The 26990-nt window shown below is 73.2% G+C and carries 24 protein-coding genes and 2 pseudogenes; 17 read left to right on the forward strand and 9 right to left on the reverse strand.

Features of this window, described 5'->3' with window-relative positions; genetic code table 11:
- From MCAG_RS16155 to MCAG_RS16170, 4 genes are all read right to left on the reverse strand, one after another.
- Positions 1–342: hypothetical protein (locus MCAG_RS16155; RefSeq protein WP_007074054.1), on the reverse strand; the 342-nt coding region annotated here is incomplete at its 3' end.
- Positions 343–513: 171 nt separating this feature from the next.
- The gene (locus tag MCAG_RS16160; protein WP_007074055.1) at positions 514–774 is read right to left on the reverse strand and encodes a hypothetical protein; all 261 of its coding nucleotides are present in this window, start codon (positions 772–774) and stop codon (positions 514–516) included.
- A 79-nt stretch (positions 775–853) separates the two neighbouring features.
- Positions 854–1327 (reverse strand): large conductance mechanosensitive channel protein MscL, encoded by a 474-nt coding sequence (mscL, locus tag MCAG_RS16165; protein WP_007074056.1) that lies wholly within the window; start codon positions 1325–1327, stop codon positions 854–856.
- 40 nt (positions 1328–1367) lie between these two features.
- On the reverse strand, positions 1368–2051 hold the full coding sequence (locus MCAG_RS16170; protein WP_007074057.1) for a FadR/GntR family transcriptional regulator: 684 nt from the start codon (positions 2049–2051) through the stop codon (positions 1368–1370).
- A gap of 50 nt (positions 2052–2101) precedes the next feature.
- On the opposite strand from MCAG_RS16170, the pseudogene MCAG_RS16175 reads away from it, so the two are divergent.
- Positions 2102–3414, forward strand: a pseudogene (locus MCAG_RS16175) (MFS transporter).
- 34 nt (positions 3415–3448) lie between these two features.
- Here MCAG_RS16175 and MCAG_RS16180 read toward each other — a convergent pair.
- The gene (locus MCAG_RS16180; RefSeq protein ID WP_007074059.1) at positions 3449–3805 is read right to left on the reverse strand and encodes an STAS domain-containing protein; all 357 of its coding nucleotides are present in this window, start codon (positions 3803–3805) and stop codon (positions 3449–3451) included.
- Between the two features lie 164 nt (positions 3806–3969).
- Between MCAG_RS16180 and MCAG_RS16185 the strand changes: the two genes are divergently transcribed.
- From MCAG_RS16185 to MCAG_RS16210, 6 genes are read left to right on the forward strand one after another with little or no spacing between them, the layout of a single operon-like run.
- Entirely contained in the window at positions 3970–4833 is an 864-nt protein-coding gene (locus tag MCAG_RS16185; protein WP_036373696.1) for an STAS domain-containing protein, read from the forward strand.
- Positions 4833–5246 (forward strand): STAS domain-containing protein, encoded by a 414-nt coding sequence (locus MCAG_RS16190; protein ID WP_007074061.1) that lies wholly within the window; start codon positions 4833–4835, stop codon positions 5244–5246. The genes MCAG_RS16185 and MCAG_RS16190 overlap by 1 nt, the downstream gene beginning before the upstream one ends.
- Positions 5243–5662: an ATP-binding protein gene (locus tag MCAG_RS16195; protein WP_007074062.1), complete on the forward strand. Its 420-nt coding sequence runs from the start codon at positions 5243–5245 to the stop codon at positions 5660–5662. The genes MCAG_RS16190 and MCAG_RS16195 overlap by 4 nt, the downstream gene beginning before the upstream one ends.
- Positions 5659–6675: a SpoIIE family protein phosphatase gene (locus MCAG_RS16200; protein ID WP_036377303.1), complete on the forward strand. Its 1017-nt coding sequence runs from the start codon at positions 5659–5661 to the stop codon at positions 6673–6675. The genes MCAG_RS16195 and MCAG_RS16200 overlap by 4 nt, the downstream gene beginning before the upstream one ends.
- Before the next feature lie 32 nt (positions 6676–6707).
- Positions 6708–8033 (forward strand): sensor histidine kinase, encoded by a 1326-nt coding sequence (locus MCAG_RS16205; RefSeq protein WP_036377304.1) that lies wholly within the window; start codon positions 6708–6710, stop codon positions 8031–8033.
- 2 nt (positions 8034–8035) lie between these two features.
- Positions 8036–9577, forward strand: coding sequence for a SpoIIE family protein phosphatase (locus tag MCAG_RS16210; protein ID WP_036373700.1), 1542 nt, complete (start codon positions 8036–8038; stop codon positions 9575–9577).
- 92 nt (positions 9578–9669) lie between these two features.
- Here the strand turns inward: MCAG_RS16210 and MCAG_RS16215 are convergent, their stop codons facing one another.
- Positions 9670–10050 (reverse strand): hypothetical protein, encoded by a 381-nt coding sequence (locus tag MCAG_RS16215; protein WP_007074065.1) that lies wholly within the window; start codon positions 10048–10050, stop codon positions 9670–9672.
- Positions 10051–10279: 229 nt separating this feature from the next.
- Here MCAG_RS16215 and MCAG_RS16220 point away from each other — a divergent pair, with 229 nt between their 5' ends.
- The 6 genes and pseudogenes from MCAG_RS16220 to MCAG_RS16240 all read left to right on the forward strand — a co-directional run bounded on the left by MCAG_RS16220 (position 10280) and on the right by MCAG_RS16240 (position 14123).
- The gene (locus MCAG_RS16220) at positions 10280–11089 is read left to right on the forward strand and encodes a helix-turn-helix transcriptional regulator (protein WP_007074066.1); all 810 of its coding nucleotides are present in this window, start codon (positions 10280–10282) and stop codon (positions 11087–11089) included.
- The gene (locus MCAG_RS16225; protein WP_036373705.1) at positions 11080–11271 is read left to right on the forward strand and encodes a DUF397 domain-containing protein; all 192 of its coding nucleotides are present in this window, start codon (positions 11080–11082) and stop codon (positions 11269–11271) included. The genes MCAG_RS16220 and MCAG_RS16225 overlap by 10 nt, the downstream gene beginning before the upstream one ends.
- Before the next feature lie 171 nt (positions 11272–11442).
- Positions 11443–12012, forward strand: coding sequence for a TIGR03086 family metal-binding protein (locus MCAG_RS16230; protein WP_007074067.1), 570 nt, complete (start codon positions 11443–11445; stop codon positions 12010–12012).
- Between the two features lie 38 nt (positions 12013–12050).
- Positions 12051–12587 (forward strand): PadR family transcriptional regulator, encoded by a 537-nt coding sequence (locus MCAG_RS16235; protein ID WP_007074068.1) that lies wholly within the window; start codon positions 12051–12053, stop codon positions 12585–12587.
- A pseudogene (locus tag MCAG_RS30930) lies at positions 12584–12745 on the forward strand (ATP-binding cassette domain-containing protein); the annotation flags it as partial. The gene MCAG_RS16235 and the pseudogene MCAG_RS30930, both read left to right, overlap by 4 nt.
- A gap of 430 nt (positions 12746–13175) precedes the next feature.
- Complete coding sequence (locus MCAG_RS16240; protein ID WP_007074069.1) at positions 13176–14123, forward strand: threonine/serine dehydratase; 948 nt, start codon at positions 13176–13178, stop codon at positions 14121–14123.
- A 3-nt stretch (positions 14124–14126) separates the two neighbouring features.
- Here MCAG_RS16240 and MCAG_RS16245 read toward each other — a convergent pair whose 3' ends face one another.
- Positions 14127–16220 (reverse strand): S9 family peptidase, encoded by a 2094-nt coding sequence (locus tag MCAG_RS16245; RefSeq protein ID WP_007074070.1) that lies wholly within the window; start codon positions 16218–16220, stop codon positions 14127–14129.
- 112 nt (positions 16221–16332) lie between these two features.
- On the opposite strand from MCAG_RS16245, the gene MCAG_RS16250 reads away from it, so the two are divergent.
- Complete coding sequence (locus MCAG_RS16250) at positions 16333–17691, forward strand: FAD-binding oxidoreductase (protein WP_036373710.1); 1359 nt, start codon at positions 16333–16335, stop codon at positions 17689–17691.
- A gap of 76 nt (positions 17692–17767) precedes the next feature.
- Here MCAG_RS16250 and MCAG_RS16255 read toward each other — a convergent pair whose 3' ends face one another.
- Complete coding sequence (locus MCAG_RS16255; RefSeq protein ID WP_007074072.1) at positions 17768–19849, reverse strand: SpoIIE family protein phosphatase; 2082 nt, start codon at positions 19847–19849, stop codon at positions 17768–17770.
- Positions 19850–20130: 281 nt separating this feature from the next.
- On the opposite strand from MCAG_RS16255, the gene MCAG_RS16260 reads away from it, so the two are divergent.
- Positions 20131–24498: a HAMP domain-containing protein gene (locus tag MCAG_RS16260; RefSeq protein ID WP_007074073.1), complete on the forward strand. Its 4368-nt coding sequence runs from the start codon at positions 20131–20133 to the stop codon at positions 24496–24498.
- Positions 24495–25049: a two-component system response regulator gene (locus tag MCAG_RS16265; RefSeq protein ID WP_007074074.1), complete on the forward strand. Its 555-nt coding sequence runs from the start codon at positions 24495–24497 to the stop codon at positions 25047–25049. The genes MCAG_RS16260 and MCAG_RS16265 overlap by 4 nt, the downstream gene beginning before the upstream one ends.
- A gap of 72 nt (positions 25050–25121) precedes the next feature.
- Here the strand turns inward: MCAG_RS16265 and MCAG_RS16270 are convergent, their stop codons facing one another.
- Positions 25122–25457: an STAS domain-containing protein gene (locus MCAG_RS16270; RefSeq protein WP_007074075.1), complete on the reverse strand. Its 336-nt coding sequence runs from the start codon at positions 25455–25457 to the stop codon at positions 25122–25124.
- A 173-nt stretch (positions 25458–25630) separates the two neighbouring features.
- Here MCAG_RS16270 and hemL point away from each other — a divergent pair, with 173 nt between their 5' ends.
- On the forward strand, positions 25631–26968 hold the full coding sequence (gene hemL, locus MCAG_RS16275; RefSeq protein WP_007074076.1) for a glutamate-1-semialdehyde 2,1-aminomutase: 1338 nt from the start codon (positions 25631–25633) through the stop codon (positions 26966–26968).
- Positions 26969–26990: the final 22 nt, after the last annotated feature.

Genomic DNA, 26990 nt, shown 5'->3' on the forward strand with positions numbered 1-26990 from the left:
GTCGAGGCGTACCCGGCCGTTAGCGACGGCGGCGATCTGGTCGGCCAGCACGTAGACCGCGCCGGTTGGGGCGCGGTCGGTGGAAACCTTCAGATAGCCGGTACGCAGCAGGCGGGCGGCCAGATCGGCCGGGACGTCCGGCTCCTCGACCGCCGCCGACTCGATCAACTCGTCCAGGCTGCCGCCCGGGTCGGCGGTCGGCGCCTGCACGGTCACCGCGTACGGGTCGCCCCGCTGGACGAGGTCCACGGTGCCGATCTCCGCCCCGGTCACGTCGACCACGGGCATTCCGGTGGTGACGCGGGAGATGGCTGCCTGCTGATCCGTGCCCTGCTGCTCCATTCCGGGGCGGTTCCCACCCCGCCGCCCGACTAAACGCCCCGCCGGTCAGGCCCGGCCGGCCCGTCCCCACCGCCCCGGCCGGCCCGTCCCCACCGCCCCGGCCGGCCCGCCCGAACGCCCCGCCGGTCAGGCAGGGCTGGCCCGGTCGGGCCCGACTGAACGCCACCCCGGTCAGGCCCGGGTGCCCGGGGTCGGGAGCCAGGAGCCCGGCGGCCGGGGCGACAGCTCCCGCCAGCCGTCCGCCCCGGCGAGCAGCGCGCGGACGGTTTCCTCGGCCTCCTCCGCGCTGGGATACTCGTAGAACTGGGAGACCCCCTCCGCGCCGCCGGCGCGCTGCTCGACGTGCCACCGGTCGCCGTCCACCCGGAGGAAGACGTCCCGCCGGGCCAGTCGCCCCCACTTGCCGTTCCACCAGTGCTTCCGCTGCTCCATGGCCGGACTCTATCGAACATGTGTACGAGGTGATCCGGCCCCCACGGGAATCGCGCGGGGGCCGGTGTGCAGGTGGGTGTCAGCGCGCGGCCGGGGGCTCCGGGTTGCGGCCGAGCACGTCGTCCAGGGCGCCCCGCTGCTGGCCCGGGGCGGTGTGGCCGGCGGCCACCAGCGCGTCCCGGATCTCGGTGAGCAGCTTGACCTCCTCGCTGGGAGCCGAGGGCGGCGGCTCCTCGCCGCGCTTGCGCCGCTCGGCCAACTTGTTCATCGGGTAGACGACCAGGAAGTACAGCGCCGCCGCGGTGAGCAGGAAGGTGATCACCGCGTTGACGAAGGCGATCCAGTCGAAGGCGATGCCCCGGAACTTGGGGGCCGTGCCGGCCAGACCCTTGTCGCTGCCGGTGATCAGCAGCACGAAGACGCGGATCAGCGGATCCAGGAACGACTTGGTGAGCTGGGTGACCACGCCCGTGAACGCGGCGCCGATGACGACGCCGACCGCGAGGTCGACGACGTTCCCGCGCATGATGAAGTCTTTGAAGCCCTTGAGCATCCGTTTACTCCCGTGGGTCCGGTTTACCGTCGGGGGCAACCTATTCCCCCCGGGGATGCTCCAGAAAAGCACCAGCCTCCCGAGCTGCCAAGCCCGGGTCGCCGGCGCGGATGGCGTCCACCAGCCGGGCGTGGTCGACGTACCGCTCGGGCTCCAACGCGTCGCCCATCGCCTGGGTGATCGTGCTGCGCAGCGCCACGCCGACGGACGCGTACAGCTCGGCGAGCATGCCGTTGTGCGCGGCGGCCACCACCGCCGTGTGCAGGGCCGCGTCGGCCTCGACGAACTCGTCGACCCGGCCCGCGCACCAGGCGGCTTCCCGGGCGGCGAGCGCGCCGTCGAGGGCGGCCAGGTCGTCGGGGGTACGCCGCAGCGCGGCTAGCCGCGCCGCCTCCACCTCGAAGGCGCGGCGCACCTCGACCACCTCGGCCATCCGGTCGTCGGTGAGTCGGCGGGCCACCACGGGGGCCAACTCGTCGGTCGACACCACGTACGTTCCGGAGCCCTGCCGGCACTCCAGCACCCCGGAGTGCACGAGGGCGCGGACCGCCTCGCGGACCGTGTTGCGTCCCACCCCGAGGGCGGCGACGAGCTGTGGCTCGGTGGGGATGCGCCCACCCACCGGCCACTCGCCACCGAGGATGCGGGCCCGGAGCTGCTCGATCGTCTGCCGGACCCGCTGGCCCCGGGGTGGCGGGGGCGCGGAATCAACCGACGGTGGCACTGGTTACATCACCTGCCCAGAATTCATCCCATGATTGTAGGTTGAAGGCCATGACCCCGCCACCGACCGCCATCGCGGAACCCGCCACCGGGATCGCCCGGCCCCGACCGACCGTCGACGGGGCCCGGCGCCCGGCTCCGGCCCCCGCCCCGAAGCCCGGGCGGCGCGCGGAGCGGCCGGTGACCGGCGGGCTGCTGGTGCTGGTCGGCATGCTGCTGGTCGCCCTGAACCTGCGCGCCGCCGTGACCAGCCTCGGTGCCCTGCTCGGCGAGGTCCGCACCGGCCTCGGGCTCTCCGGGGCGATGGCCGGGCTGGTCACCACCCTGCCGACGATCGCCTTCGCCGGGCTCGGCGCGCTCACCCCCTGGCTGGTCCGCCGGTACGCGCCGGCCCGGGTGCTCGTGGTCGCCATGACGGCCCTGGCCGCCGGGCAGGTGCTGCGCGTGGTCACCGACTCCGCGCTGGTCTTCGTGGCCACGAGCGCGCTGGCGCTGGCCGGCATCGCGGTGGCGAACATCCTGCTGCCGATGCTGGTGAAGCAGCACTTCCCGCGCCGTACCGGGCTGGTCACCGGCGCGTACACGATGGCGTTGACGGCGGGCACGACGGTGGCCGCCGCGTCGGCGGTGCCGGTGGCGCACGCCTTCGGGTCCTGGCGGGCCGGGCTCGGGGTCTGGGCCGCGCTGGCCGCGCTGGCCGTACTCCCGTGGGTGCCGTTGGCGCTGCGGGCCCGCGCCGCGCGACGGGCCGCCACCCCGACGGCGGTCGTCGCCGCCCCGGCCCGGGTGCGACCGGCGAGACCCGGCTCGCCTGGGCGATGGCGGTCTACTTCGCGCGCAGTCGCTGAGCGGGTTACGCGATCATGGACTGGCTGGCGCAGCTCTTTCGCGACGCCGGCTTCCGCCCGGAGGCGGCCGGGCTGCTGCTGGCCGGGGTGACCGCGCTCGGCGTGCCGGTGGCGCTGCTGATGCCGGCGCTCGCCGGCCGGCTGCGGACGCTGCGCCCGCTGGTGTTCGGGCTGACCGCCTTCTCCGCCGCGTCCTACCTGGGGCTGGCGCTCGCGCCGCACGCCGGGGCGCTGCTCTGGGTGGCCCTGCTCGCCCTCGGCCAGGGCGCTTTCCCGTTGATTCTCACCACCATCGGGCTGCGTGCCCGCACGGCCGAGGGGACGGTGGCGCTGTCGGCGTTCGCGCAGAGCACCGGGTACGTGATCGCGGCGCTCGGCCCGCTGCTGGTCGGCGTCCTCTACGAGGCGACCGGCGGGTGGACCGCGCCGATCGGGTTCCTGCTCGTCGCCCTCGCCGTGCAGGCGGTCGCGGGCATGGCGATCGCCCGCCCCCGGTTCATCGAGGACGAGCGTTGAGCGGGGCGGTTTGCAGCCAGTGCTGAGTGGGCGGTCAGGAGGAGGCCGGAGTGGGGTCGCCCGCGACGGCCTGCTCGACCGTCGGGTACGTGTGCAGCACCTCGACCAACCCGCTGACCTCCAGGATGCGCAGCACCCCGCGCTGCGGTGCGGCCAGCCGAACCACGCCGCCGGCCTCGTCGCAGCTGTTCTTGGCGCGCACGAACACGGACAACCCGGTCGAGTCGCAGAACGAGACTTCCGTCAGGTCGAAGACGAGGCGGCTGCGGCCCTTGTCCAGCAGGTCCGTGATCTGGTCCTGGAGCTGTGGAGCCGTCGCCATGTCCAGCTCGCCCGCGACCGACACGACGACCACGTCGCCGCGCTGTTCCGTGTGCACCGTCAGAGACATTCGCCGACCTCCTGCTCCTATACCGGGGAACCGTATCCCACGGGCGGCCTCCGGCGCAGAACGGGAGCGACGAGGGTGCGCGTCGTCATGTCGTTGCCGTGTGGCAAGTAGTTCCCCCTACCCGGTGGTAGAGTCCGGCCGACCCAGGCCAGAGGGAGGATGCCATGGCGTTGAGCGCCGAGGAAAGCAGTCGGCTCACCGGTCTGCTCGACGAGCACGCCGAGCGAATCACCAACCGCTGGGTGGAGCTGCTGGCTGCCTCGTTGCGCGGCCGGCTCAGCCAGGCGGAGCTTCGTCGCCAGGTTCAGGAGCTGCACCACGCCATGATCGAAGCCGCCCGCAGCGGCGGATTCGACCTGGAGTCCGAGTCGGCCGGCGAGCTGCGGGCCGTGCTGGCCGAGCTGTCCCGGGGCCGGGCCCGACAGGGCTTCACCGCGACCGAGACGGCGACCAGCGTGTACGCCCTCAAGGACGTCATGCTGGAGGTGCTGGAAACCGACACGACGGACGCCCGCACGCTGCGCGACTACGTGGCCTTCTCCTCTCTGGTCGACCAGATGGGGCTGTTCACCTTCGAGAGCTTCGTGCGGACCCGGGAGAGCCTGATCGCCGACCAGGCCGAGCAGCTTCTCGAACTCTCCACCCCGGTGGTCAAGATCTGGGAGGGCGTGGTCGCCGTCCCGCTGGTCGGCACGCTCGACTCGGCCCGCGCCCAGGTGGTGATGGAGCGGCTGCTCCAGACCCTGGTCGACACCAGCTCGCCGTACGCGATCATCGACATCACCGGCGTGCCGGCGGTGGACACCCAGGTCGCCCAGCACATCCTCAAGACGGTGGTGGCCGCCCGGCTGATGGGCGCCGACTGCATCATCTCCGGCATCCGGCCGCAGATCGCCCAGACCATCGTCGCGCTCGGCATCGAGTTCGGTGACATCGCCACCAAGGCCAGCCTCGCCGACGCGCTGCGGCACGTGCTGCGGCTGACGGGCGTGGAGGCCGCGCGCCGCCAGCCGCGCCGGGAGTCCTGATGGAGCGGGTGCCGGTCCTGAAGATCGGCGACATCCTGCTCGTCTCGATCCAGGTCGACATGTCCGACCAGACGGCGGTGCAGCTCCAGGAGGACCTGGCCGAGCGGATCGTCGCCACCGGCTGCCACGGCGTGATCATCGACATCACGGCGCTGGCCATCGTCGATTCGTTCGTCGGCCGGATGCTCTCCACCATCGCCTCCATCTCCAGGGTGCTCGACGCCGAGACGGTGGTGGTCGGGATGCGACCCGCCGTCGCCATCACCCTGGTCGAGCTGGGCCTGTCGCTCGAAGGCATCCGCACCGCCCTGAACGTGGAGCGGGGGATGGAGCTGATCGCGGCGACCCGGGACGACGACCACGGTTACGACGACGCCGACGAGCCGGGCGACCAGTCGACGGACACGAGGTGACCGCGGGCGTCGACCGGGGCCATCCGCAGGCCCAGGCGATCCGGAGCGACGAGGACGTGGTGCGGGTCCGCCAGCTCGTGCGTACGGTCGCGGTGGCGGTCCGGCTCTCCCTGGTCGACCAGACCAAGCTGGTCACCGCCGCCAGCGAGCTGGCCCGCAACACCCTGGTCTACGGCGGGGGCGGCACCGCCGAGGTGTCCACGGTGGACAACGGCCTGCGGCGCGGGGTGCGGATCGTCTTCGCCGACGACGGCCCCGGCATCGCCGACCTGGACCTGGCCCTCACCGACGGTTACACCACCGGCGGCGGGCTCGGCCTCGGCCTCAGCGGCGCCCGCCGCCTGGTCGACGAGTTCGACATCGACACCGGGCCGGAGCGGGGCACCCGGATCACGGTCACCAAGTGGTCCCGATGACCATCGACGACGTGTCCGACCACGGCCTGTGGTTCCGGGTGGAGAGCAGCAGCGCGGCCAGCGCGGTCCGGCGGGCCGCCGAGCGGCTGGGCGGGCAACTCGGCATCGGCGAGGCCCGGACCGCCAACCTGGCCATCGTCGCCGCCGAGCTGACCAGCAACCTGGTCAAGCATGCCAGGGACGGCGTGCTGCTGCTGCGCCCCGTGCGCCGGGGTGGGCGGGCCGGCGTGGAACTCGTCGCCATCGACTCCGGACCCGGCATGGCCGACCTCACGGTCTCCTCTCGGGACGGGCACTCCACCACCGGCACGCTCGGTATCGGGCTCGGTGCCATCATGCGCCAGGCCGACTGGTTCGACGGCTACTCCCGCTCCGGCCGGGGCACCGTCCTCGCCGTACAGGTCTGGCCGAAGGGGGCCGCCCCGGCGCAGTCCTGGGCCGGCGCGCTGACCCGGCCGCTGACCGGTGAGCCGGTCAGCGGCGACGGATACGCCGTCCGCGTCGCCGAGGGGCGGCACCAAGTGCTGGTCTGCGACGGGCTCGGGCACGGTCCGCTGGCCGCGTCCGCGACCGACGCGGCGCTGGCCGCGTTCCGGGCCGCCCCCGCCGAGTCGCCGGCCGCGGTGGTGCAGTACCTGCACCGGGCGATGTCGCACACCCGGGGCGCCGCGCTGGCCGTCGCCGAGCTGGACGGGCAGGCCCGGCTGCTGCGGTACGCCGGGCTGGGCAACATCGCGGCCTCGGTGCTCGCCGAGGGCGACCGGCGGCGCGGGCTGGTGTCCCTGCCCGGCATCGCCGGCCACCAGCGACCGGTCGTCCGCGAGTACGAGTACCCCTTCCCCGCCGGGGCGTCGTTGGTGATGCACAGTGACGGGGTGGTGGATCGCTGGCAGCTCGACGACTACCCCGGCCTGTCGGTGCGGGCCCCGCTGGTGCTGGCCGCGACCGTGCTGCGCGACGCCGGGCTGCGGCGGGACGACGCGTGCGTACTCGCCGCGCGGGCGCCCTGGTGACCGGCCCGGCGGGCGGTTCGTCGCTGCTCCAGATGGCGCTGCGGGTCGAGCACGACATCTTCCTCATCCGGCAGCGGGGCCGGGAGGTGGCCGAGGCGGTCGGGCTGGAACACCAGGACCAGGTCCGGCTCGCCACCGCGCTCAGCGAGGTGGCCCGGGACCTGCTGCGGATCTGCGGCGGGGCGGACGTCACCTTCGCTGTCGCGATCGAGGCACAGGGGCCGGTCAGCCTGTGGGTGGACCTCGCCCCGGCGCGTCCGCTCCCCGGCGGCCGGTACGAGCCGCAGTCCGGCGCGGTGGCGCGGCTGGTGGACATGCTGAGCGTGGTGGGCCGTGGGAACGATACGGTCGTGAGGATGTCCCGACGTGTCCCGGCCAACGCACAGGCGCTGACGCCGGAGCGCCTCGCCGAGCTGCGCGCCGAGCTCGGCAGCACCGCTCCGGCCAGCGCCCTCGACGAGCTCGCCCTACAGAACGAGCAGCTCATCGCCGCCCTCGACGAGGTGCGCAGCCAGCGCGACGAACTGGCCGAACTCAACGAGGAACTACAAGAGACCAACCGGGGCGTGATGGCCCTGTACAACCAGCTCACCGAGGAGTTGGAGGCGACCAACCGGGGTGTGGTGGCCCTCTACGCCGAGCTGGACGAGAAGTCCGCCCAGCTCCGTACCGCCAGCGAGTCGAAGAGCCGGTTCCTGGCCAACGTCAGCCACGAGCTGCGCGCCCCGGTGACCGCGATCATCGGCCTGAGTCGACTGCTGGCCGACTCGGCGTCCGACCCGCTCACGGCCGAGCAGGTCCGCCAGGTGGGGCTGATCCGGGACTCGGCCGTCGATCTGCTCGGCCTGGTCAACGATCTGCTCGACCTCGCCAAGGCGGAGTCCGGGCGGCTGGAGCCGAACTGGACCGAGGTGGACCTGCGGGCGGTCTTCGGTCAGCTTCGCGGCACCCTGCGCGCGCTGTCCAACAGGCCGGGCGTCCAGCTGGTGGTGGAGGACCCGCCGCCGCCCGGCACGGTCCGCTCCGACGAGGTGCTGCTCGCCCAGGTGCTGCGCAACCTGCTGCACAACGGGCTGAAGTTCACCGAGCGCGGCGAGGTCCGGCTGCGGGCCGAGGTCCGCGACGGGCGGTGGTGGCTGGCCGTCTCCGACACCGGGGCCGGCATCGCGCCGGAGCTGCACGAGCGGATCTTCGAGGAGTTCTACCAGGTGCCGGGGAACACCCGCGTCGGCGGCACCGGCCTCGGCCTGTCGTACGCGCGGCGGGTGACGCACCTGCTCGGCGGCACCCTGGAGCTGACCAGCGAGCCGGGACGGGGCAGCACCTTCACCGTGACCCTGCCCGTGGGCGGAGCGTGACGGTGGAGGGCGGTCAGGGGACCGTGCTGGTCGTCGACGACAGCCGCACCAAGCGATACCTCCTGGTGAGCTGGCTGAGCCGGGCCGGTTTCGCGACGCTGGAGGCGGAGAGCGGCAGCGAAGCCCTGGCCCGGGTCGGGGTGGACCAGATCGACCTGGTGGTGCTCGACGTCCGGCTACCCGACCTGACCGGGTTCGAGGTCTGCGAACGGATCAAGAAGGCCCACCCGGCGATGCCGGTGGTCCACGTGTCGGCGCACGCCGTCGACGTGACCGACCGGGCGCAGGGTCTGACCCGGGGCGCGGACGCCTACCTCGCCGAGCCGATCGAGCCGGACGAACTGATCGCCACCGCCAACGCGGTGCTGCGCTACTACCGGGCCCGGCAACGCGCCGAGCTGCTCGCCGGCCGGCTCAGCCGGCTCGCCGAGACGACCCTCGCCGTCAACTCCGCGCCGAACTTCCCCCGGCTGATGGCCGCCGCGGCGAAAGGCGCGGCGACGATGCTCGGCACCCCCGTCGTCGTGCTGGCCGAGACGATGGACGGCACCACGCTCGCCGCCGCCACCACCGGCCCCGGCGCGGTCCCGCTGATCCGCCCCTGGCCCATGCCGGTCGACGACGTGCCGATCGGGGCGATCCTGCGGGAGAAGGTGGACCCGGCCGAGTGGGCGGTGCACGACTGGGCCGGTGAGCCGGAGCTGGTCGTCGCGGTCGCCCGGCTGCGCGCCGACCGGTCCCCCATCTACGTGGCGGTACCGCCCCGGGCCCTGGTCCCGGACGCCCCGGTGGTGCGCCAGCTCGCCCAGGCCCTCGCGGCGGCGGTGGAGGCGCAGCGGACCCTCGACGAGGAGCACCGGATCGCGGTGACCCTGCAACGCAGCCTGCTGCCGCGCCGGCTGCCCGAGGTGCCGGGGCTGGACCTGGCCGTCCGGTACGAGCCGGCCAGCGCGCAGACCGAGGTGGGCGGGGACTTCTACGAGCTGGTGATGCTCGGCGACGAGCTGCTGGTGGCCATCGGCGACGTGGCCGGCCACTCGTTGCACGCGGCGACGGTGATGGCCGAGCTGCGGCACGCGGTGCGGGCGTACGCGGTCGAGGGGCACCCGCCCGGCCTGATCCTGACGCGGGTAAACGAGCTGATGCGCACGCTGCTCCCCGGCGAGTTGGCCACCATCTGCGTACTGCTGCTGCACCCCGGCACCGGCCGGGTCCGGCTGGCCAGCGCCGGCCACCTGCCGCCGCTGGTCACCCGCGACGGTCACGTGGAGTACATCCAGCACTCCGCGCCGCTGCTCGGCGTCCGCGCGGATCGCCCCGCCGACCTGGAGCTGGTCCTGCCGGCCGGGTCCACGCTGGTGCTCTACACCGACGGGCTGATCGAGCGGCGCGACGCCACCATCGACGAGGGGCTGGCCGCCCTGGCCCGGTGCGCCGAGACGGTGGACGACGACCTGGACGGCTTCTGTCAGCGGCTGGTGGTCGAGCTGGCCCCCACGGAGATCCAGGACGACGTCGCGGTAGTGGCCGTCCGCCGCCGATAGAGGTGTAAGGAAGGGCCCCTTGTTAACGCTTTCTGTATAGGAAGCACCCCCTCCTAACACACGCACCCGGAGGTGCGCCCGCCGCCGCGCGTTCAACGCCTGCCCTCGCGCAGCCAGCCGAGGAAGCGCCGGTGCAGCGCCTCGGGCGACGGCGTGGTGTACGGGTACGCCCGGTTGAGCTGCTCGTCCGCCTCCAGCATCAGGCCGGCCAGGTAGACGGCGAGCGTGACCGGCGCGTCGGCGTACTCGTGCAGGAGCCGGCGGCGGGCCGGCGAGCAGGGCCACGGTCCGCCGCAGGCCCGGCAAAGCCAAATCGGCCGGGCCGGCAGATGGTCCCGGGCGGGTGGGCCTTCACGTGGGGGCAGGCGGTTCCGGGCGGGCGGGTCCTCGCGCGTGGGCCGAGGGTCCCGGGCGGGCGGGTCCTCGCGCGCGGGCAGAGGGTTCCGGGCGGGGCCTGGGGGTCGGTCGTCCACTCTGGTGCCTCCTCTGGCGTGCCTCGACGGGGTGCGGGGGCGTGCCGCGCCCGGCACGCCCCCGCACGGGCCCGCCCGGGTCGGGGATTGTCGGAGGGAGACAGCCGCACGGGCCCGCTGGGGTCACATTCTGCTGATGTGGTGGTTACCGTATGAACGGTCGCGGCTCGGACCGCCCGGGCGTCGCGGCCGTGGTCCCGCAGGTCCCGTGGGTGTACGGAGGGTGTCCGTGGAGCGATCGTCCATGCTCGACCATTTCGCCGAGGAGTTACGGCTGGCCCGGTCGGCCGCCGGGCTCTCACAGGCGGCGCTGGCCGAGGCGGTCAGCTACTCGGCCGCGCTGATTGCCAAGATCGAGACGGGCGACCGGCGGCCCAGCGCGGACCTGGCCCGGCGCTGCGACGCGGTGCTCGGCGGGGGTGGCCGGTTCGTCCGCATCCAACGCCGGATCAGCCGGGAGACGGTGGTGCCGTACTTCCGGGAGTGGGCGGGGATCGAGCAGGAGGCGACCGCGCTGCGCGGGTACGAGCCGCTCTACGTCCCGGGCCTGCTCCAGACCGAGCGGTACGCCCGCGCGGTCCTGTCCGGACCCGGGCTGCTCTCGGCGGAGGAGGTCGAGCGGCAGGTCGTCACCCGGCTGGACCGGCAGGAGATCCTGACCCGGGACCGGCCGCCGACGCTAACCGTGGTGGTGGACGAGTCGGTGCTGCGTCGGCCGGTCGGCGGGCCGGAGGTGCTGCGGGAGCAGCTACGCCACCTGGTGAAGGTTGGCGAGGGGCTGCCCCGGGTGCGGGTCCACGTGGTGCCGTTCGCGGTGGGGGCGTACGCCGGGCTGGACGGCTCGTTCGTCATCGCCACGCCGCCGGTCGGCGAGGATATGGTCTATGTGGAGACTCAGCTCGGTGGCCACGTCGTCGACCGCCCAGCGGACGTGCGCCGGGCGGTCGACGTCTGGGAGTCGATCCGGGGCGAGGCGCTGCCCCACCAGCGGTCGATCGAGCTGATCGCGGAGATCACGGAGGCGGAACCATGGACCTGAGCGCTGCCCGGTGGCGCACCAGCAGCCGCAGCAACAGCACCGGCGGCAACTGCGTCGAGGTGGCCGGCAACCTGCCCGGCGTGGTGGTCGTACGCGACTCGAAGAACCGCACCGGCCCCGTGCTGGCGTTCGCCCCGGCCGCGTGGCGGGCGTTCCTCACCCGGTTCCCGCCGGCCGGCTGAGCCCCGGCCGCCCTCGGCTGAGCCCGGCCGGCTGAGCCCGGTTGAACCCCGGCCGGCCCTGACTCCCGCCGGCCGGCCGAGCCTGTTCACGTCGCCTGCCCGGCGAGTCACGGATGCCCCGATTGTCCGCGCGCGGCTTGTTTTCCTAGTTAGCCCTCATATGCTGCCATTATGACCACGAAGACTAGTGAACTGCTGGCGGACGCCGCGCCGCGCGCCGTGGCGGTGGTCCGGGGGATCTCCGACGACCAGTTCGACCTGCCCACCCCCTGCGAGGACTACACCGTCCGGGTGCTGCTCAACCACCTCTTCCACGCGGTGGTCAACTTCCAGACGATGGCCGCTCGGCAGCCGGTGGACCTGACGGACGAGGGCGATCTGCTCACCGACGGCTGGCGAGAGCGGTTCGCCGCCGAGACGCAGCGGCTGGTCCAGGCGTGGGCCGACCCGGCCGCGCTGGAGGGGGTGTCGCCCGGAACGGGGCTGCCTCAGGAGACTGTCGGCGACATGGCCGTGACCGACCTCACCGTGCACGCGTGGGACCTGGCGCGGGCCACCGGCCAGCCGTACGAGGCCGCGCCGGCCACGATCGCCACGCTGAACGCGTTCATGGACCGGATGGGCGAGACGAGCCGGCAGATGGGGACCTTCGCCGCGCCGGTCGCCGCGCCGCCGGACGCCACCGAGCTGGACCGGGCCCTCGCCCGGATGGGCCGCGACCCCGGCTGGTCGCCGAGCTGACGCTTGACTCCACTATTCTCCCAGTGAATAGTGGCCCGGTGTCCACCCCGCACGTGCTGCTCGGCCTGCTCGCCGAGGGCGACAAGCACGGGTACGAGCTGAAGCGCGCGCACGACAGGCGGCTGCCCCGGGCCCGGCCACTTGCGTTCGGGCAGGTCTACGCCACGCTCGGCCGGCTCCAGCGGGACGGGCTCGTGGCCCCCGCCGGCCAGGACCGCGACGCCGGCCCGGACCGCACCGCGTACACGCTCACCGCCGCCGGGCGCGACGCCCTGGCCGCCTGGCTCGCCGAGGTCGAGCCGCCGCTGCCGTACGTCGCCAGCACGCTCTTCGCCAAGGTGGTGGTGGCGCTGCTGGTCGCCGACACCGGCCGGGTCCGGTCGTACCTCGTCGCCCAGCGCCAGGCGCACACCGACCGGATCCGTGCGCTGACCGCCGTCAAGGCGGACCCCTCGGCCGGCCTCGACGACGTCGTCGCGGCCGACTACGCCATCGCCCACCTCGACGCCGACCTGAGGTGGTTGCGCACCACTCTGGAGCGGATCGCCGAATGGCACCAGGAGGTGCACTCGTGACGGAACTTCAGGCTCGCGGCGTGGTGAAGGCGTACGGGCCGACACCCGCGCTGCGCGGGATCACCCTCGACGTCGCCGAGGGGGAGATCGTCGCGGTGACCGGCCCGAGCGGCTGCGGCAAGTCCACCCTGCTGCACTGCCTGGCCGGCATCCTGCGAGTCCCTCCAGTACGCCACGGCGCTGCTGCGTGAGCCGGGGCTGCGCGGCGGGACGGCCTTCGCGCTGCTGCTGCGCCGGGTCGTAACCACCCCGTTCGGCGTGGTCCGTCGCGTCCATCGGGACCGACCGCCTTGCCCCTGGTTCGCGCTGCTCATCCCGGCCGGCCTGGGAGCGTTCGCCGGCTACCACCCGCTGCTCATCTGGCTGGATCGCCACAACGTGCAGGCGCCGCTGCCGAGGCACGGGCGCTCGGTGACGTCGGCTGGGCGAACCCGTTCTACCTGGACACGCTCGGGCTGGTGGATGTCGTCGCCGCGGTGGCCCTCACGGTCGCGGCCGGGCTGCTCTTTTTGCGGGCCAGCACGACCGTCGAGGAGTTGCGGGCGAACTGAGGTGCGACGCGGTGCCGGCCAACGGCAGGATGGTGCGATGAACCTCGTGACGCTCGACGACATCTGGGCCGCCGCCGCCGACATCGCGCCGACCGTTCTGCGTACGCCGCTGCTGGCCGCGCCCTGGGACGACGGGCTGTGGCTGAAGCCGGAGAGCCTGCAACCGGTCGGTTCGTTCAAGCTGCGTGGGGCCACCCACGCGGTCATCCGGCTCGACCCCGACGACCGGGACCGGGGGGTGGTCACCCACTCGTCCGGCAACCACGGCCAGGCCCTCGCGTACGCGGCGCGGGCGGCCGGCATCCCGTGCACGGTGGTGGTGCCGGAGGGCAGCCCCGGGGTGAAGGTCGCCCAGATGCGGGCGCTCGGGGCGGAGGTGCTGCTCGTCCCCCCGTCCCGGCGGCTGGCCGAGGCCCGGCGGATCGTTGCCGCGACCGGGGCGACGCTGGTGCCGCCGTTCGACGACCGGCGGATCATCGCCGGCCAGGGCACCGCCGGGGCCGAGATCGTCGCAGACCTGCCCGACGTCGACGTGGTGCTGGTGCCGGTCGGCGGGGGCGGCCTCGCCTCCGGGGTCGCCACGGCGGTCAAGGCGCTGCGCCCGTCGACCGCCGTGTACGGCGTCGAACCGCTGCTCGCCGCCGACGCGCGGGACTCGCTCGCGGCCGGGCGGGTGGTCACCTGGGACGTGGAGCTGACCTTCCGGACCTGCGCGGACGGGCTGCGTTCCAACCTGTCCGAGCTGACCCTCGCCCACCTGCGGGACCGTCTCGACGGCATCGTCACGGTGACCGAGGAGGAGATCCGGGCGGCGGCCGGTCGCCTGATCCGCGAGGCCCGGCTGGTCGTCGAGCCCAGCGGGGCGGTGGCGACGGCCGCCCGGCTGTTCCGCGCGGGCGAGCTGCCGGCGGGGCGTACGGCCGCGGTGGTGACCGGCGGCAACGTCGACCCGACCGTGCTCGCCGACCTGGTCACCACCGCCTGACCCTTACGCCCCCAGGCGGTCGAGGATCCAGGCGTTGACGAACGCCTCCTCGCGCCACGAGTCGTACCGGCCACTCGGGCCGCCGTGCCCGGCCCCCATCTCGGTCTTGAGCAGGTAGTCGCCCTGCGGGGCGACCGCCCGCAGCCGGGCGATCCACTTGGCCGGCTCGTGGTACAGCACCCGGGTGTCGTTGAGGCTGGTCACCGCGAGGATGGCCGGATAGTCCATCGGGGCCACGTTCTCGTACGGGGCGTACGACTTCATGTACGCGTACACCTCGGGGTCGTCGAGGGGGTTGCCCCACTCCTCCCACTCGGTGACGGTCAGCGGTAGCGACGGGTCGAGGATCGAGGTGAGCGGGTCGACGAAGGGCACCTGCGCGACGATGCCGGTGAACGCGTCCGGCGCGAGGTTGGCCACCGCGCCCATCAGCAGGCCCCCGGCCGAGGCGCCCCGGGCCACCAGCCGGTCGGCCGACGTCCACCCGGACTTGACCAGGTGCCGGGCGCAGGCGACGAAGTCGGTGAAGGTGTTCTTCTTGGCCAGCATCTTGCCCTGGTCGTACCAGCGCCGGCCCAGCTCGCCGCCGCCGCGGATGTGCGCGACGGCGAAGACGACGCCCCGGTCCAGCAGGGAGAGGCGGGCGATGGAGAACCACGGGTCCATGCTCGCCTCGTACGAGCCGTACCCGTAGATGACGCAGCCGGCGGAGCCGTCGCGGGGGGTGCCGGCGCGGCAGACCAGCGAGATCGGGACCCGGGTGCCGTCGTCGGCGAGTGCCCAGTCCCGGTGCTGCTCGTAGTCGGCCGGGTCGTACTCGCGGCCGTCCGGGCCGGGCCGGACCGGCTTGCGCCGGCGCAGGGTCAACTTTCGGGTGACCAGGTCGTAGTCGTACACCGACTCGGGGGCGACAAGCGAGGCGTAGCGCAGCCGGACCTGCCGGGTGCGGTACTCCGGGTTGCTGTCCAGCCCGACGCTGTAGATCGGCTCGGGGAAGTCGATGTCGTGGCCGTCGCCGCCGCTGATTGGCAGCACCCGCAGCCCGGTCAGCCCGTTGCTGCGCAACGAGACGACCAGGTGGTCGGCGAACGCGTCCACCGACTCCAGCCGGGTGCCGGGGGAGTGCGGGATCAGCGGCACCCAGTCGCCGGGCGCGTCCGCCGAGGTGTACGCGAGCGCGAAGTCCTCGGCGTCGTCGTTGTGCAGGATGAGGAAGCGGTGCCCGTGGTGTTCGACGCTGTATTCCACGCCCTGCCGACGCGGCGCGACGAGCGCCGGCTCGCCGGTGGGGTTGCCGGCGGGGATGACCCGCACCTCGCTGGTGATCTTGCTGTGGATGTCGATGAGGACGAACTTCTCCGACCGGGTCAGCTCGACGCCGACCCAGAAGCGCTCGTCGTTCTCCTGGTGGACCACGACGTCCTCGCTCGCCGGGGACCCGATCCGGTGCCGCCAGACCCGGTTGGGCCGCCAGGCGTCGTCGACGGTGACGTAGAACAGCACCGAGGCGTCCGCCGACCAGGCCGTGCCGTAGAAGGTGTCCGGCACCTCGTCGGCCAGCACCTCGCCGGTGGTCAGGTCCTTCACCCGCAGGGTGAACCGCTCGTCACCGCTGAAGTCCGTCGAGTACGCCAGCCAGCGCCCGTCGGGGCTGACGTCGAACGCGCCGAGGGAGAAGAAGTCGTGCCCCTCGGCGAGCAGGTTGCCGTCGAGCAGCACCTCCTCGCCGTCGAGGGGGGCACCGTCCACGCTGACCGGCGGCTCGGTCTCGCCGTCGCGGACCGCGCGTCGGCAGTGCACGCCGTACTGCTGGCCCTCGACCGTGCGGGTGTAGTACCAGTGACCGTCCTTGCGGACCGGCACCGACAGGTCGGTCTCCTGGGTGCGCCGACGCGTCTCCTCGAACAGGGTGGCCCGCAGTTCCGCCAGGTGTGCGGTGCGCGCCTCGGTGTACGCGTTCTCCGCCGTCAGATGGGCGATCGTCTCCGGGTCGTCCTTGGTGGCCAGCCAGGCGTACTCGTCGACGACGGTGTCGCCGTGGTGGGTGCGCTCGACGGGGATCCGCTTGGCGGCGGGCACGGGGGTCTCGGTGGTCACGCCGGTCAGGTTACCGGCCGCCGGGGTTCCGGTACCCGCCCGTCGAGATCGACGCCCCGCGCGTCGACTCGGTGAGGCGACCGAGTGTTCGAACACATGTACGATTGCCGCCATGGCGGCAGCAGCGTGGTCCATCGACCGATCCAGGGCAGTGGGCATCACCCGTCGGCTGGCGGAGATCTGCGGCCCGCCCTTCGCGCGGTTGGGCGGGGCGGCAGACGAGGTCGCCGGTGAGCCGGCCCGGTGGGTGGCGGTGCCCGGCGCCGAGCAGGCCGCGGCCGAGGTGCTGCGGCTGGCCGCCGCCCACGACCTGACGGTGGTGCCCCGGGGCGCCGGCACGAAGATCGACTGGGGCGCCGCCCCCGACCACGTCGACATCATGCTCGACACCGGCCGGCTGGCCGGGATCTGTCACCGGCCGCCGGACGCCGGCGTGGCCGAGATCGGCGCGGGCACGCCGCTGCGGGCGGTCCAGGCGACCCTGGAACGGTCGGGGCTGCGGCTGGCCCTCGACGCGCCCTCGCCCGGGGCGACCGTCGGCGGGGTGCTGGCCGCCGACGAGTCCGGCCCGCTGCGGCACCGGCACGGCAGCCCCTGCGAGCAGCTTGTCGGCGTGCGCTACCTGGCCGCCAGCGGCGAGCTGATCAGCGCGGGCGGCGGCGCGCCCGGCCTGGAGTTGGCCCGACTGCTGTGCGGTTCGCAGGGCGGCCTCGGCGTGCTGGTCTCGGCCACCCTGCGGGTGCAGCCCGTGCCGGCCAGCCGGGCCTGGGTCACCCGTCCGGTGTGGAGCCCGCTGGAGGTCGACGGCCTGGTCCGGGAGGTGCTCGCCGCCCGGCTGGACCCGGCGGCCGTCGAGCTGGACCTGCCGGCCCGGGCGAACCGGGTGCGCCCGCCGCTGCACCCGGACGCCCCGGAGGCTCTCGCCCGGGCCCGCCACCCCTCCATGTTCCGGCGCACGGTGGTCCCGGCCGGGGCGGGCAGCCTGACCGTGCTGCTGGAGGGCGGCCCCGTCGACGTCGCCGAACGCGCCGACGGGCTGTGCGGCCTGCTGGGCGACGAGGCGACAATCGACCACTCGGCCCCGCAGTGGTGGCGGCGCTACCCGTTCGGGCTCGGCGAGACGGCGCTGCGCATCGAGGTGCCGATCACCGACCTGCACGCCGCCGTCTACGCGCTGCGCGACGCGGCCGGGGGCCCGGTGCCGGTCCGCGGCTCCGCCGGCCAGGGCGTGCTGCACGCGGCGCTGCCCGGCAGCCTGCCCGCCGAGCGGGTGGCGTCCATCGTCGCCGGGGTGCGCGCCGTGCTGCTCGCCCGGCGTGGCCGGTGCGTGGTGGTCGCCGCGCCGCCAGCGGTGCGCGAGTCGGTCGACCTGTGGGGCGAGCTGACCTCCCTGCCCCGACTGCGGGCGGCCAAGGAATACCTGGACCCGCACCAGCGCCTGGCTCCGGGCCGCCTTCCCGGCGGCCTTTGAGCGCCCCGCGCGGCCTGGCTGGCCCCGCCCGGCCGCCGGCGCTCGCCCAGCGCGCCTGCAGGTCGTGCCGATGGGGTCAGCGGCGGTCGTTGCGCAGCACCAGGATCGCGATGTCGTCGCGGGGCGTCTCGGCCGAGAACCCGAGCGCCGTCGAGCGCAGCCGGGCGGCCACCACGTCGGCCGAGTACCCGGCCAGCGGCGCGGCCGACTCGCGCAGCCGCTCCGTGCCGAAGAACTCCCGGCCGCGTCGGCGCTCGGTCACCCCGTCGGTGTAGAAGATCAACGAATCTCCGGGGGCCAGGGTGAGCTCGGCGGCCGGCGAGGTGATCGTGTCGAGCAGGCCGAGCGCGGTGCCGCCGGCACCGACGAACGTGGCCCCGTCGCCGACCCGCAGCAGCACCGGGCGGTCGTGGCCGGCCAGGTGCAGGGACACGTCGAGTTGGTCGCCCTCGCCCGGCCCGACGGCCGCCAGCGCGAGCGTGCAGTAGCGCCCGCCGCCCCGATCGACCAGCGTCTCGTTGAGCCGTCCGAGCGCCTCCGGCAGCGGCTTGCCGTCGCTGACCAGCACCCGGATGACGTCCCGGACCAGCCCGGTGACGGCCGCCGCCTCGACCCCCTTGCCGGACACGTCGCCGACCACCACGAGCCAGCGCCCGTCGGGCAGCGGAAGCACGTCGTAGAAGTCGCCGCCCACCTCGGCGTCGTCGCCGGTCGGCTCGTACTCGGCGGCGAAGCCGATGCCGTCGACCACCGGCAGGACCGGCGGCAGCAGCGACCGCTGAAGGGTCTGCGCCACCCGCCGCCGCTCGGCGTGGATACGGGCGTTCTCGATGGCCAGGGCGGCCCGCCGGGCCATGTCCTCCAGCACGGCGACCTCGTCCGGGTCGTGCCGGTGCCGCTGGTGGCGGCCCACGGCGAGGGTGCCCAGCCGCTGCCCGCGCGCCACCAGCGGGACGGCGAAGCCCTCCATCGGCCCGCCCAACGGCACCTGCGATCCGAGCCGGGACGCCTCGCGTAGCCGGGACTGCACCGAGTCCGGCCCGGTTTCCTGGAGCACCTTGTGTAGCTGCGGCAGCACCGTCTCGTCGGCATGGGTGGCCGCCGCGAGCCTCAGCCGCCCCCACTCGTCGGACGTGTGCACCGCGCACCACTGCCCGAGGCGGGGGACCACGAGCTGCGGGATCAGCACCATCGTCAGCTCGACGTCCAGGGACTGGGCGAGCAGCTCGCCCGCCTCGGCCAGGAAGGTCAGCCAGGCCTGCCGGCGGACGTCGGCGCGGCGCAGCCGGTCGTTCTCCAGGTGCAGCGAGAGCCGCTCGGCGGTCAGCACCGCGAGCGGTCGCGCGTACGTCGAGGGAGCGGCGTCCAGCTCCAGCTCCCCGGCGTACGGCCGGTGCACCGCCAGCGGCACCCGCAGCAGCTCGTTGCCGGCGCGGGGGGTGCGGCCGTACCGGGCCAGGACCTGCCGGCCCAGCCCGTCGCCCCGGTCCAGTCGGACGAGGCCGCCGGCCGCGCCGACCATCTCGGCGAGCCGGGTGAGCAGTTCGGTGGCGAAGTCCGGTAGCGGATCGTCGGCGTACTGGTCGGGGGCGGTCTGCATCAGCTCGCTCATCGCCCCGGCGCTGGGCCCCAGGTGCTCCCCGTCGGCGATCGACATCGGCGTGCCCCCGGCGGCGCCGGCCTGGGGGCCGGCGGCGATCCGCTGCCCATCGGCGGCGCCGGGCCGGTCCAGCCGGAACCACACCCCCTTGCCGGTGGGCAGGTAGGTGGTGCCCCACCGGCTGGCGAAGTGATCCACCAGCAGCAGCCCCCGGCCGCGCTCGGAGACCTCGTCGATCTTGGAGGTGTCGTTGCGTACGCCGACGGTCAGCTCGTCGACCGAGCCGGCGGCGAAGTCGGAGACCGTCACGGTGACCCCGACGTCGTCGGCGACGACCTCGATGTCCAGTTCGGTGCGGGCGTGCTCGACGGCGTTGGTGGTCAGCTCGGTGGTGAGCAGCAGAGCCTCGCTGAGCAGGTCGTCGAGGCGCGCGGCGGCGAGCACCGACCGGACCAGGGCACGCGCGGCGGCCGGCGTCCGCCGGTCGGCGGGCAGCCGTATCCGCCGGACGCGCTCGTCCGGACTGTCGAAGGCCGCCGGCCCCGCCTCCGCTGACACCTCCGTATCCTCCACTGCGCCCGGCCCCAAGCCAAGCCGATCCGGCGGTCGGAGCCCGTGGCGCGCGCGGGGCCGGTGCCGGTGCCGCCGTCGTGCCGGCCTGTGGCGGGCAGAGGGGTTGCGCCGGCCCCGGGCCGGCGGGCGGGTGTGGCCGCGTCGGCCCTGGTCGGCGGGCGTGGCGGGCGCGCGTGCGGCATGACACCGTCGTCCAGGCGGGCACAATGATGAGACGGCCGGTGCGTCGACGGGGCGCCGGCGGCCCCCGAAAAGCGAGGAATGCGATGACCACGGCGAAACACCCGGTAGCCGCGGACCCGTCCGCGCCGGACCCGTCCGCCCTGCTCCGCGAGTTGACGGCGGCGTTGCGCCGGGTGCGCGGTGGCGACCTGAAGGTGCGGCTGCCCCGCCGGGCGGGTGGGGCCGGCGAGGTGGCGGACGCGTTCAACGACGTGGTGGCCCTCCAGGAGCGGCAGCACCTCGACCTGCGCCGGATCAGCCGGGTCGTCGGCCGGGACGGCCGGCTCACCCAGCGCCTGGACGAGGAGGGGCTGGAGGGTTCCTGGGCGGAGGGCCACCGGGCGGTCAACTCGCTGATCGACGACCTGGGCCGCCCGACCACCGAGATCGCCCGGGTGATCGTGGCCGTGGCCGACGGCGACCTTTCCCAGCACATGGCGCTGGAGATCGACGGTCGCCCGCTGCGCGGCGAGTACCTGCGGATCGGTCGGACGGTCAACACGATGGTCGACCAGCTCTCGTCCTTCTCCAACGAGGTGACCCGGGTGGCCCGGGAGGTGGGCACCGAGGGCAAGCTGGGCGGCCAGGCCGACGTGCGCGGGGTGGCCGGCACCTGGAAGGACCTCACCGACTCGGTGAACACCATGGCGTCGAACCTGACCGGCCAGGTGCGGTCGATCTCCCAGGTGGCGACGGCGGTGGCGAAGGGCGATCTGTCGCAGAAGATCACGGTCGGGGCACGCGGCGAGGTCGCCGAGTTGGCCTACACGATCAACTCGCTCACCGACACGCTGCGTCTCTTCGCCGAGCAGGTGACCCGGGTGGCCCGGGAGGTGGGCACCGAGGGCAAGCTGGGCGGCCAGGCCGACGTGCCGAATGTCGCCGGCACCTGGAAGGACCTGACCGACAGCGTCAACTCGATGGCGTCGAACCTGACCGCCCAGGTGCGCAACATCGCCCAGGTCTCGACGGCCGTCGCCCGGGGTGACCTGTCGCAGAAGATCACCGTCGCCGCGCAGGGCGAGATCCTGGAGCTGAAGGACACCGTGAACACGATGGTGGATCAGCTCAGCTCGTTCGCCGACGAGGTGACGCGGGTGGCGCGCGAGGTGGGCATCGAGGGCAAGCTGGGCGGTCAGGCCCAGGTGCGCGGCGTCTCCGGCACCTGGCGCGACCTCACGGAGAACGTCAACCAGCTCGCCGGCAACCTGACCAGCCAGGTGCGCAACATCTCGCAGGTTTCGACGGCCGTGGCGAAGGGCGACCTGAGCCAGAAGATCACGGTGGACGCGCAGGGCGAGATCCTGGAGCTGAAGAACACCGTGAACACGATGGTGGATCAGCTCAGCTCGTTCGCCGACGAGGTGACCCGCGTGGCGCGCGAGGTGGGCACCGAGGGCAAGCTGGGTGGTCAGGCCCAGGTCAAGGGCGTCCTGGGTACGTGGCGGGACCTGACGGACAACGTGAACTCGATGGCGTCGAACCTGACGTCGCAGGTGCGCAACATCGCCTCGGTCACCACGGCGGTGGCGAAGGGTGACCTGTCGCAGAAGATCACGGTGGATGCCCGGGGCGAGATCCTGGAGCTGAAGTCGACGGTGAACACGATGGTGGATCAGCTCAGCTCGTTCGCCGACGAGGTGACGCGGGTGGCCCGGGAGGTGGGCACCGAGGGCAAGCTGGGCGGCCAGGCCCAGGTGCGCGGCGTGGCCGGCACCTGGCGGGACCTGACGGACAACGTGAACTCGATGGCGTCGAACCTGACCGCCCAGGTGCGCAACATCGCCCAGGTCTCGACGGCCGTCGCGAAGGGTGACCTGTCGCAGAAGATCACGGTGGATGCCCGGGGCGAGATCCTGGAGCTGAAGTCGACGGTGAACACGATGGTGGATCAGCTCAGCTCGTTCGCCGACGAGGTGACGCGGGTGGCCCGGGAGGTGGGCACCGAGGGAAAGCTGGGCGGTCAGGCCCAGGTCAAGGGCGTCTCGGGTACGTGGCGGGCCCTGACGGACAACGTCAACTCGATGGGGTCGAACCTGACGTCGCAGGTGCGCAACATCGCCTCGGTCACCACGGCGGTGGCGAAGGGTGACCTGTCGCAAAAGATCACGGTGGACGCGCAGGGCGAGATCCTGGAGCTGAAGAACACCGTCAACACGATGGTGGACCAGCTCCGGTCGTTCGCCGACGAGGTGACCCGCGTGGGCCGCGAGGTCGGCATCGAGGGCAAGTTGGGTGCCCAGGCCCAGGTGAAGGGCGTCTCGGGCACCTGGCGGGACCTGACGGAGAACGTCAACCAGCTTGCCTCGACGCTCACCACCCAGCTACGGGCCATCGCCCAGGTGTCGACCTCGGTGACCCGGGGCGACCTGACCCAGCGGATCACGGTCGAGGCGCAGGGTGAGGTCGCCGACCTGAAGGACAACATCAACCAGATGATCGTCACCCTCCGGGAGACGACGAAGAAGAACGCCGAGCAGGGCTGGCTGGACTCGAACCTGGCCCGGATCGGCGGTCTGCTCCAGGGGCAGCGGGACCTCGGCGAGGTCTGCCGAATGATCATGATGGAGGTGACCCCGCTGGTCGACGCGCAGCTCGGCGCGTTCTTCCTGGCGGACACCTCCGACGGCAGCATGCGGCTGCGGCTGACGGCCTCGTACGGCTACGTGGCCCGGGGGCACGACGTCACGTTCGGGCCGGGTGAGGGGCTGGTGGGGCAGGCCGCACTCTCCCGCCGGACCATCCGGGTGAGCGCGTCGCCGAACGGCCGGCTCACCCTGCGCTCCGGGCTGGCCAACACCCCACCGGCCGACCTGGTGGTGCTTCCCGTCCTGTTCGAGGGCGAGCTGCTCGGCGTGATCGAGTTCGCCAGCGTGGCGGCCTTCCCCGAGCTGCACCTGACGTTCCTGGAGCGGCTGGTGCTGACCATCGGCGTGGCGGTCAACACCATCCAGGCCAACCGGCGCACGGAGGAACTGCTGGCCCAGTCCCAGCGGCTGGCCCACGAGCTCCAGGAGCAGTCGGCCGAGTTGCAGCGCACCAACGCCGAGCTGGAGGACAAGGCCCAACTCCTGTCGGAGCAGAAGGCGAACATCGAGACCCAGAACCGGGAGATCGAGCTGGCCCGGCTCGGCCTGGAGGACAAGGCGCAGCAGCTCACCCGGGCGTCGGCGTACAAGTCGGAGTTCCTGGCCAACATGAGCCACGAGCTGCGTACGCCGCTGAACTCGCTGCTGCTGCTCGCCCGGCTGCTGGCGGAGAACTCGGAGCAGAACCTCACCCCGAAGCAGATCGAGTTCGCCCGGACCATCCACGGCTCCGGCTCGGACCTGCTGCGCCTGATCGACGACATCCTCGACCTGTCGAAGATCGAGGCGGGCCGGATGGACGTCGAGCCGACCGAGGTCCAGTTCGCCGAGATCCGGGGGTACGTCGAGCAGGCGTTCGCCCCGCAGGCGGAGGAGAAGGGCCTCGACTTCCAGGTGCTGCTCGCCAAGGAGCTGCCCCCGGCGCTGGTCACCGACGCGCAGCGGTTGCAGCAGATTCTGCGCAACCTGCTCTCCAACGCGGTGAAGTTCACCGACAGCGGCGCGGTGACGCTGCGCATCGCCCCGGCCCCCGAGAACGTCGTCTTCGACGTCCCGGCGCTGATCAACGCCCGGCAGGTGATCGCCTTCACGGTGATCGACACGGGCATCGGCATCTCGGACGACAAGCTGTCGCTGATCTTCGAGGCGTTCCAGCAGGCGGACGGGACGACCAGCCGCCGCTACGGCGGCACCGGGCTGGGGCTGTCGATCAGCCGGGACCTGGCCCGCCTGCTCGGCGGCTCGATCACGGTCAGCTCCGCGCCCGGGGAGGGCTCCACCTTTACTCTCTACGTACCGGAGGTGCTGGCGCCGGACGCGGTGGTCGCGCCGGCACCGCCCTCGCCGGCCCGGGCGGGCCTGCCGTCGTCGCTGCTCATGCCCCCATTGGCGCTGTCGGAGCCGGCCGAGACGCCGGCCACCCGCCGGCTGGAGGGCGTCAACGTGCTGATCATCGACGACGACGTGCGGAACGTCTTCGCGCTCACCAGCGCATTGGAGTTGCACGGTATGACCGTGTTGTACTCGGATAACGGCGCGGACGGGGTTCGCCTGTTGGCCGAGCATCCGGAGGTGGACGTCGTGCTGATGGACGCGATGATGCCCGACCAGGACGGATACGAGACGACGCGGCAGATCCGGCGTAACCACCACTTCGCCGACCTCCCGATCGTCTTCCTGACCGCGAAGGCGATGCCCGGGGACCGCGAGTCCGCGCTCGTGGCGGGAGGCAGCGACTACATCACCAAACCGGTCGACCTGGACGAGCTGATCGAGCTGATGGCGTCCTGGGTGAGCGGCAGCCGAGGCGAGGAGATTTCGTGACCCAGACGGCCAAAGCGCTGCTGGTCGACGACCGGCGGGAGAATCTGATGGCCCTGGAGGCGATTCTCCAGGGGTTGCCGGTGCAGTCGGTGGCGGTGGAGAGCGGGGAGGCGGCGCTCAAGCAGTTGCTGGTGGACGACTTCGCGGTAATTTTGCTGGACGCGCAGATGCCGGACATGGACGGCTTCGAGACCGCGAGCCACATCAAGCGGCGGGAACGTACCCGGCACGTGCCGATCATCTTCCTCACCGCCGCCGACAAGGATGCCCAGCTCGCCCTGCGCGGGTACGCGGTCGGCGCGGTGGACTACCTGACCAAGCCCTTCGACCCCTGGGTGCTGCGGGCCAAGGTGTCGGTCTTCGTCGAGCTGTGGGTGAAGACCCGGCAGTTGGCCGCGCAGTCCGACCTGGTTCGGGAGCGCGAGGCGCAGTGGCGGGCGCTCACCGACGCGGTCGACGAGGCCGCGACGCTGCTGCGCGGCGAAGCTCCGGACTCCCACGCCCGCGCCGTCGAACTCCTCGAACAGGCCCGCTGGGGTCACAGCCTGTAGCCCGCCCGGCGCGGCCCTGGGCGGCGCTCGCGACCGGCCCGACTGGCCCGGCGTGGGCCGGTGCTGCCGGGGTCAGTCGGCGGGGGCGCCGTTGCGGATCATCAGGGCCGAGCGGAGGCCCGTGATGTCCAGGACGCGAAGCAGGAAGTCGCCGACGTTGGTCAGGATCAGCAGGCTCTGCGCATGGCTGGCCTTGCGGCTGAGGACGACCAGGGTGCCCAGGCCCTGCGAGTCGCAGAAGGTGACGCCACCCAGGTCGAGCACGATCCGCGGCGGCGGATCGGCGAGCGCCTCGTTGACGACGGTCGAGAGCTGGGTGGCCGTGAGCATGTCGATCTCACCGGCGAGGCGAAGCACGACTTCGTCGCCCGTTCGGTGTACCGCGATGGACAGTTCGGCACGATCCACCGGGTCAGCCTATCGCGATCCGGCTCACCCGGCCCGCTGAGGCAGTTCGGCGCGGGTCCGCCCCCGCCGGAGGCGGCTGTCGCACAGGTGGGCACCGCCGCCGGGTGAGCCCGGTAACCCCGAGCAGGGGTCGCTACCGATTCGCCGCCCGGCGCTGACACAATGGCGACATCGTGACCGATGACTTTTCCGCCGGAACCGGCCGCTACCCGGCCGACGCGCCGGCCTCCGAGGCCCTGTTCGACCGCGCCCGCGCCATCGTGCCGGGCGGGGTGAACTCCCCCGTGCGCGCGTTCCAGGCCGTCGGCGGGACCCCGCGCTTCATGGTCCGGGGGGAGGGTCCCTGGCTCCACGACGCGGACGGCCGGCGTTACGTCGACCTCGTCTGCTCCTGGGGGCCGCTGCTGCTCGGGCACGCCCACCCCGAGGTGGTCGAGGCCGTCCAGGCCGCCGCCGCCCGGGGCACCAGCTTCGGCACCCCGACCCCCGGAGAGGTCGAGCTGGCCGCCGAGATCGTCGACCGGACCCCGGTCGAGCAGGTCCGGCTGGTCAACTCGGGCACCGAGGCCACCATGTCGGCGATCCGGCTGGCCCGGGGCTTCACCGGCCGCTCCAAGATCGTGAAGTTCGCCGGCTGCTACCACGGGCACGTCGACGCGCTGCTCGCCGCCGCCGGCTCCGGCGTGGCCACCCTCGGCCTGCCCGACTCGCCCGGCGTCACCGGCGCGGCGGCGAGCGAGACGATCGTGCTGCCGTACAACGATGTCGCCGCCGTCGAGGAGGCGTTCGCCGCCGAGGGCCAGCACATCGCAGCGATCATCACCGAGGCGGCGGCCGGCAACATGGGCGTGGTCGCCCCGCGCGACGGGTTCAACGCCCAGCTCGCCCGGATCGCCCACGCGCACGGCGCGCTGCTCCTCGTCGACGAGGTGATGACCGGCTTCCGGGTCTCCCGCTCCGGCTGGCACGGCCTCGACCCGGTCGACGCCGACCTGTGGACGTACGGGAAGGTCATGGGTGGTGGGCTGCCCGCCGCGGCCTTCGGCGGGCGCGCGGAGATCATGGCGCGGCTCGCCCCGGCCGGCCCGGTCTACCAGGCCGGCACGCTCTCCGGCAACCCGCTGGCCTGCGCCGCCGGCCTGGCCACGCTGCGCCTGGCCGACGACGCGGTCTACCGCAGGCTCGACGACACCGCCGCCGTCGTGGGCAAGCTGGCCTCCGACGCGCTGGCCGCCGCCGGGGTCCCGCACCACCTGTCGTACGCGGGCAGCATGTTCTCGATCTTCTTCACGGACGCCGACGTGGTCGACTACGACAGCGCGCGGACCCAGCAGGTCCCGGCATTCCGGGCGTTCTTCCACTCGATGCTCGCCGACGGGGTCTACCTGCCGCCGAGCGCGTTCGAGGCCTGGTTCGTCTCGGCGGCGATCGACGACGCCGCCCTGGAACAGATCGCCGCGGCCCTTCCGGCGGCGGCGAACGCGGCGGCAGCGGTGGGCAACGGGGGGTAGTGGTGAGCGCGAGGAGTGAGCC

It is taken from the genome of Micromonospora sp. ATCC 39149 (genome assembly GCF_000158815.1).
Classification (GTDB): Bacteria; Actinomycetota; Actinomycetes; order Mycobacteriales; family Micromonosporaceae; genus Micromonospora.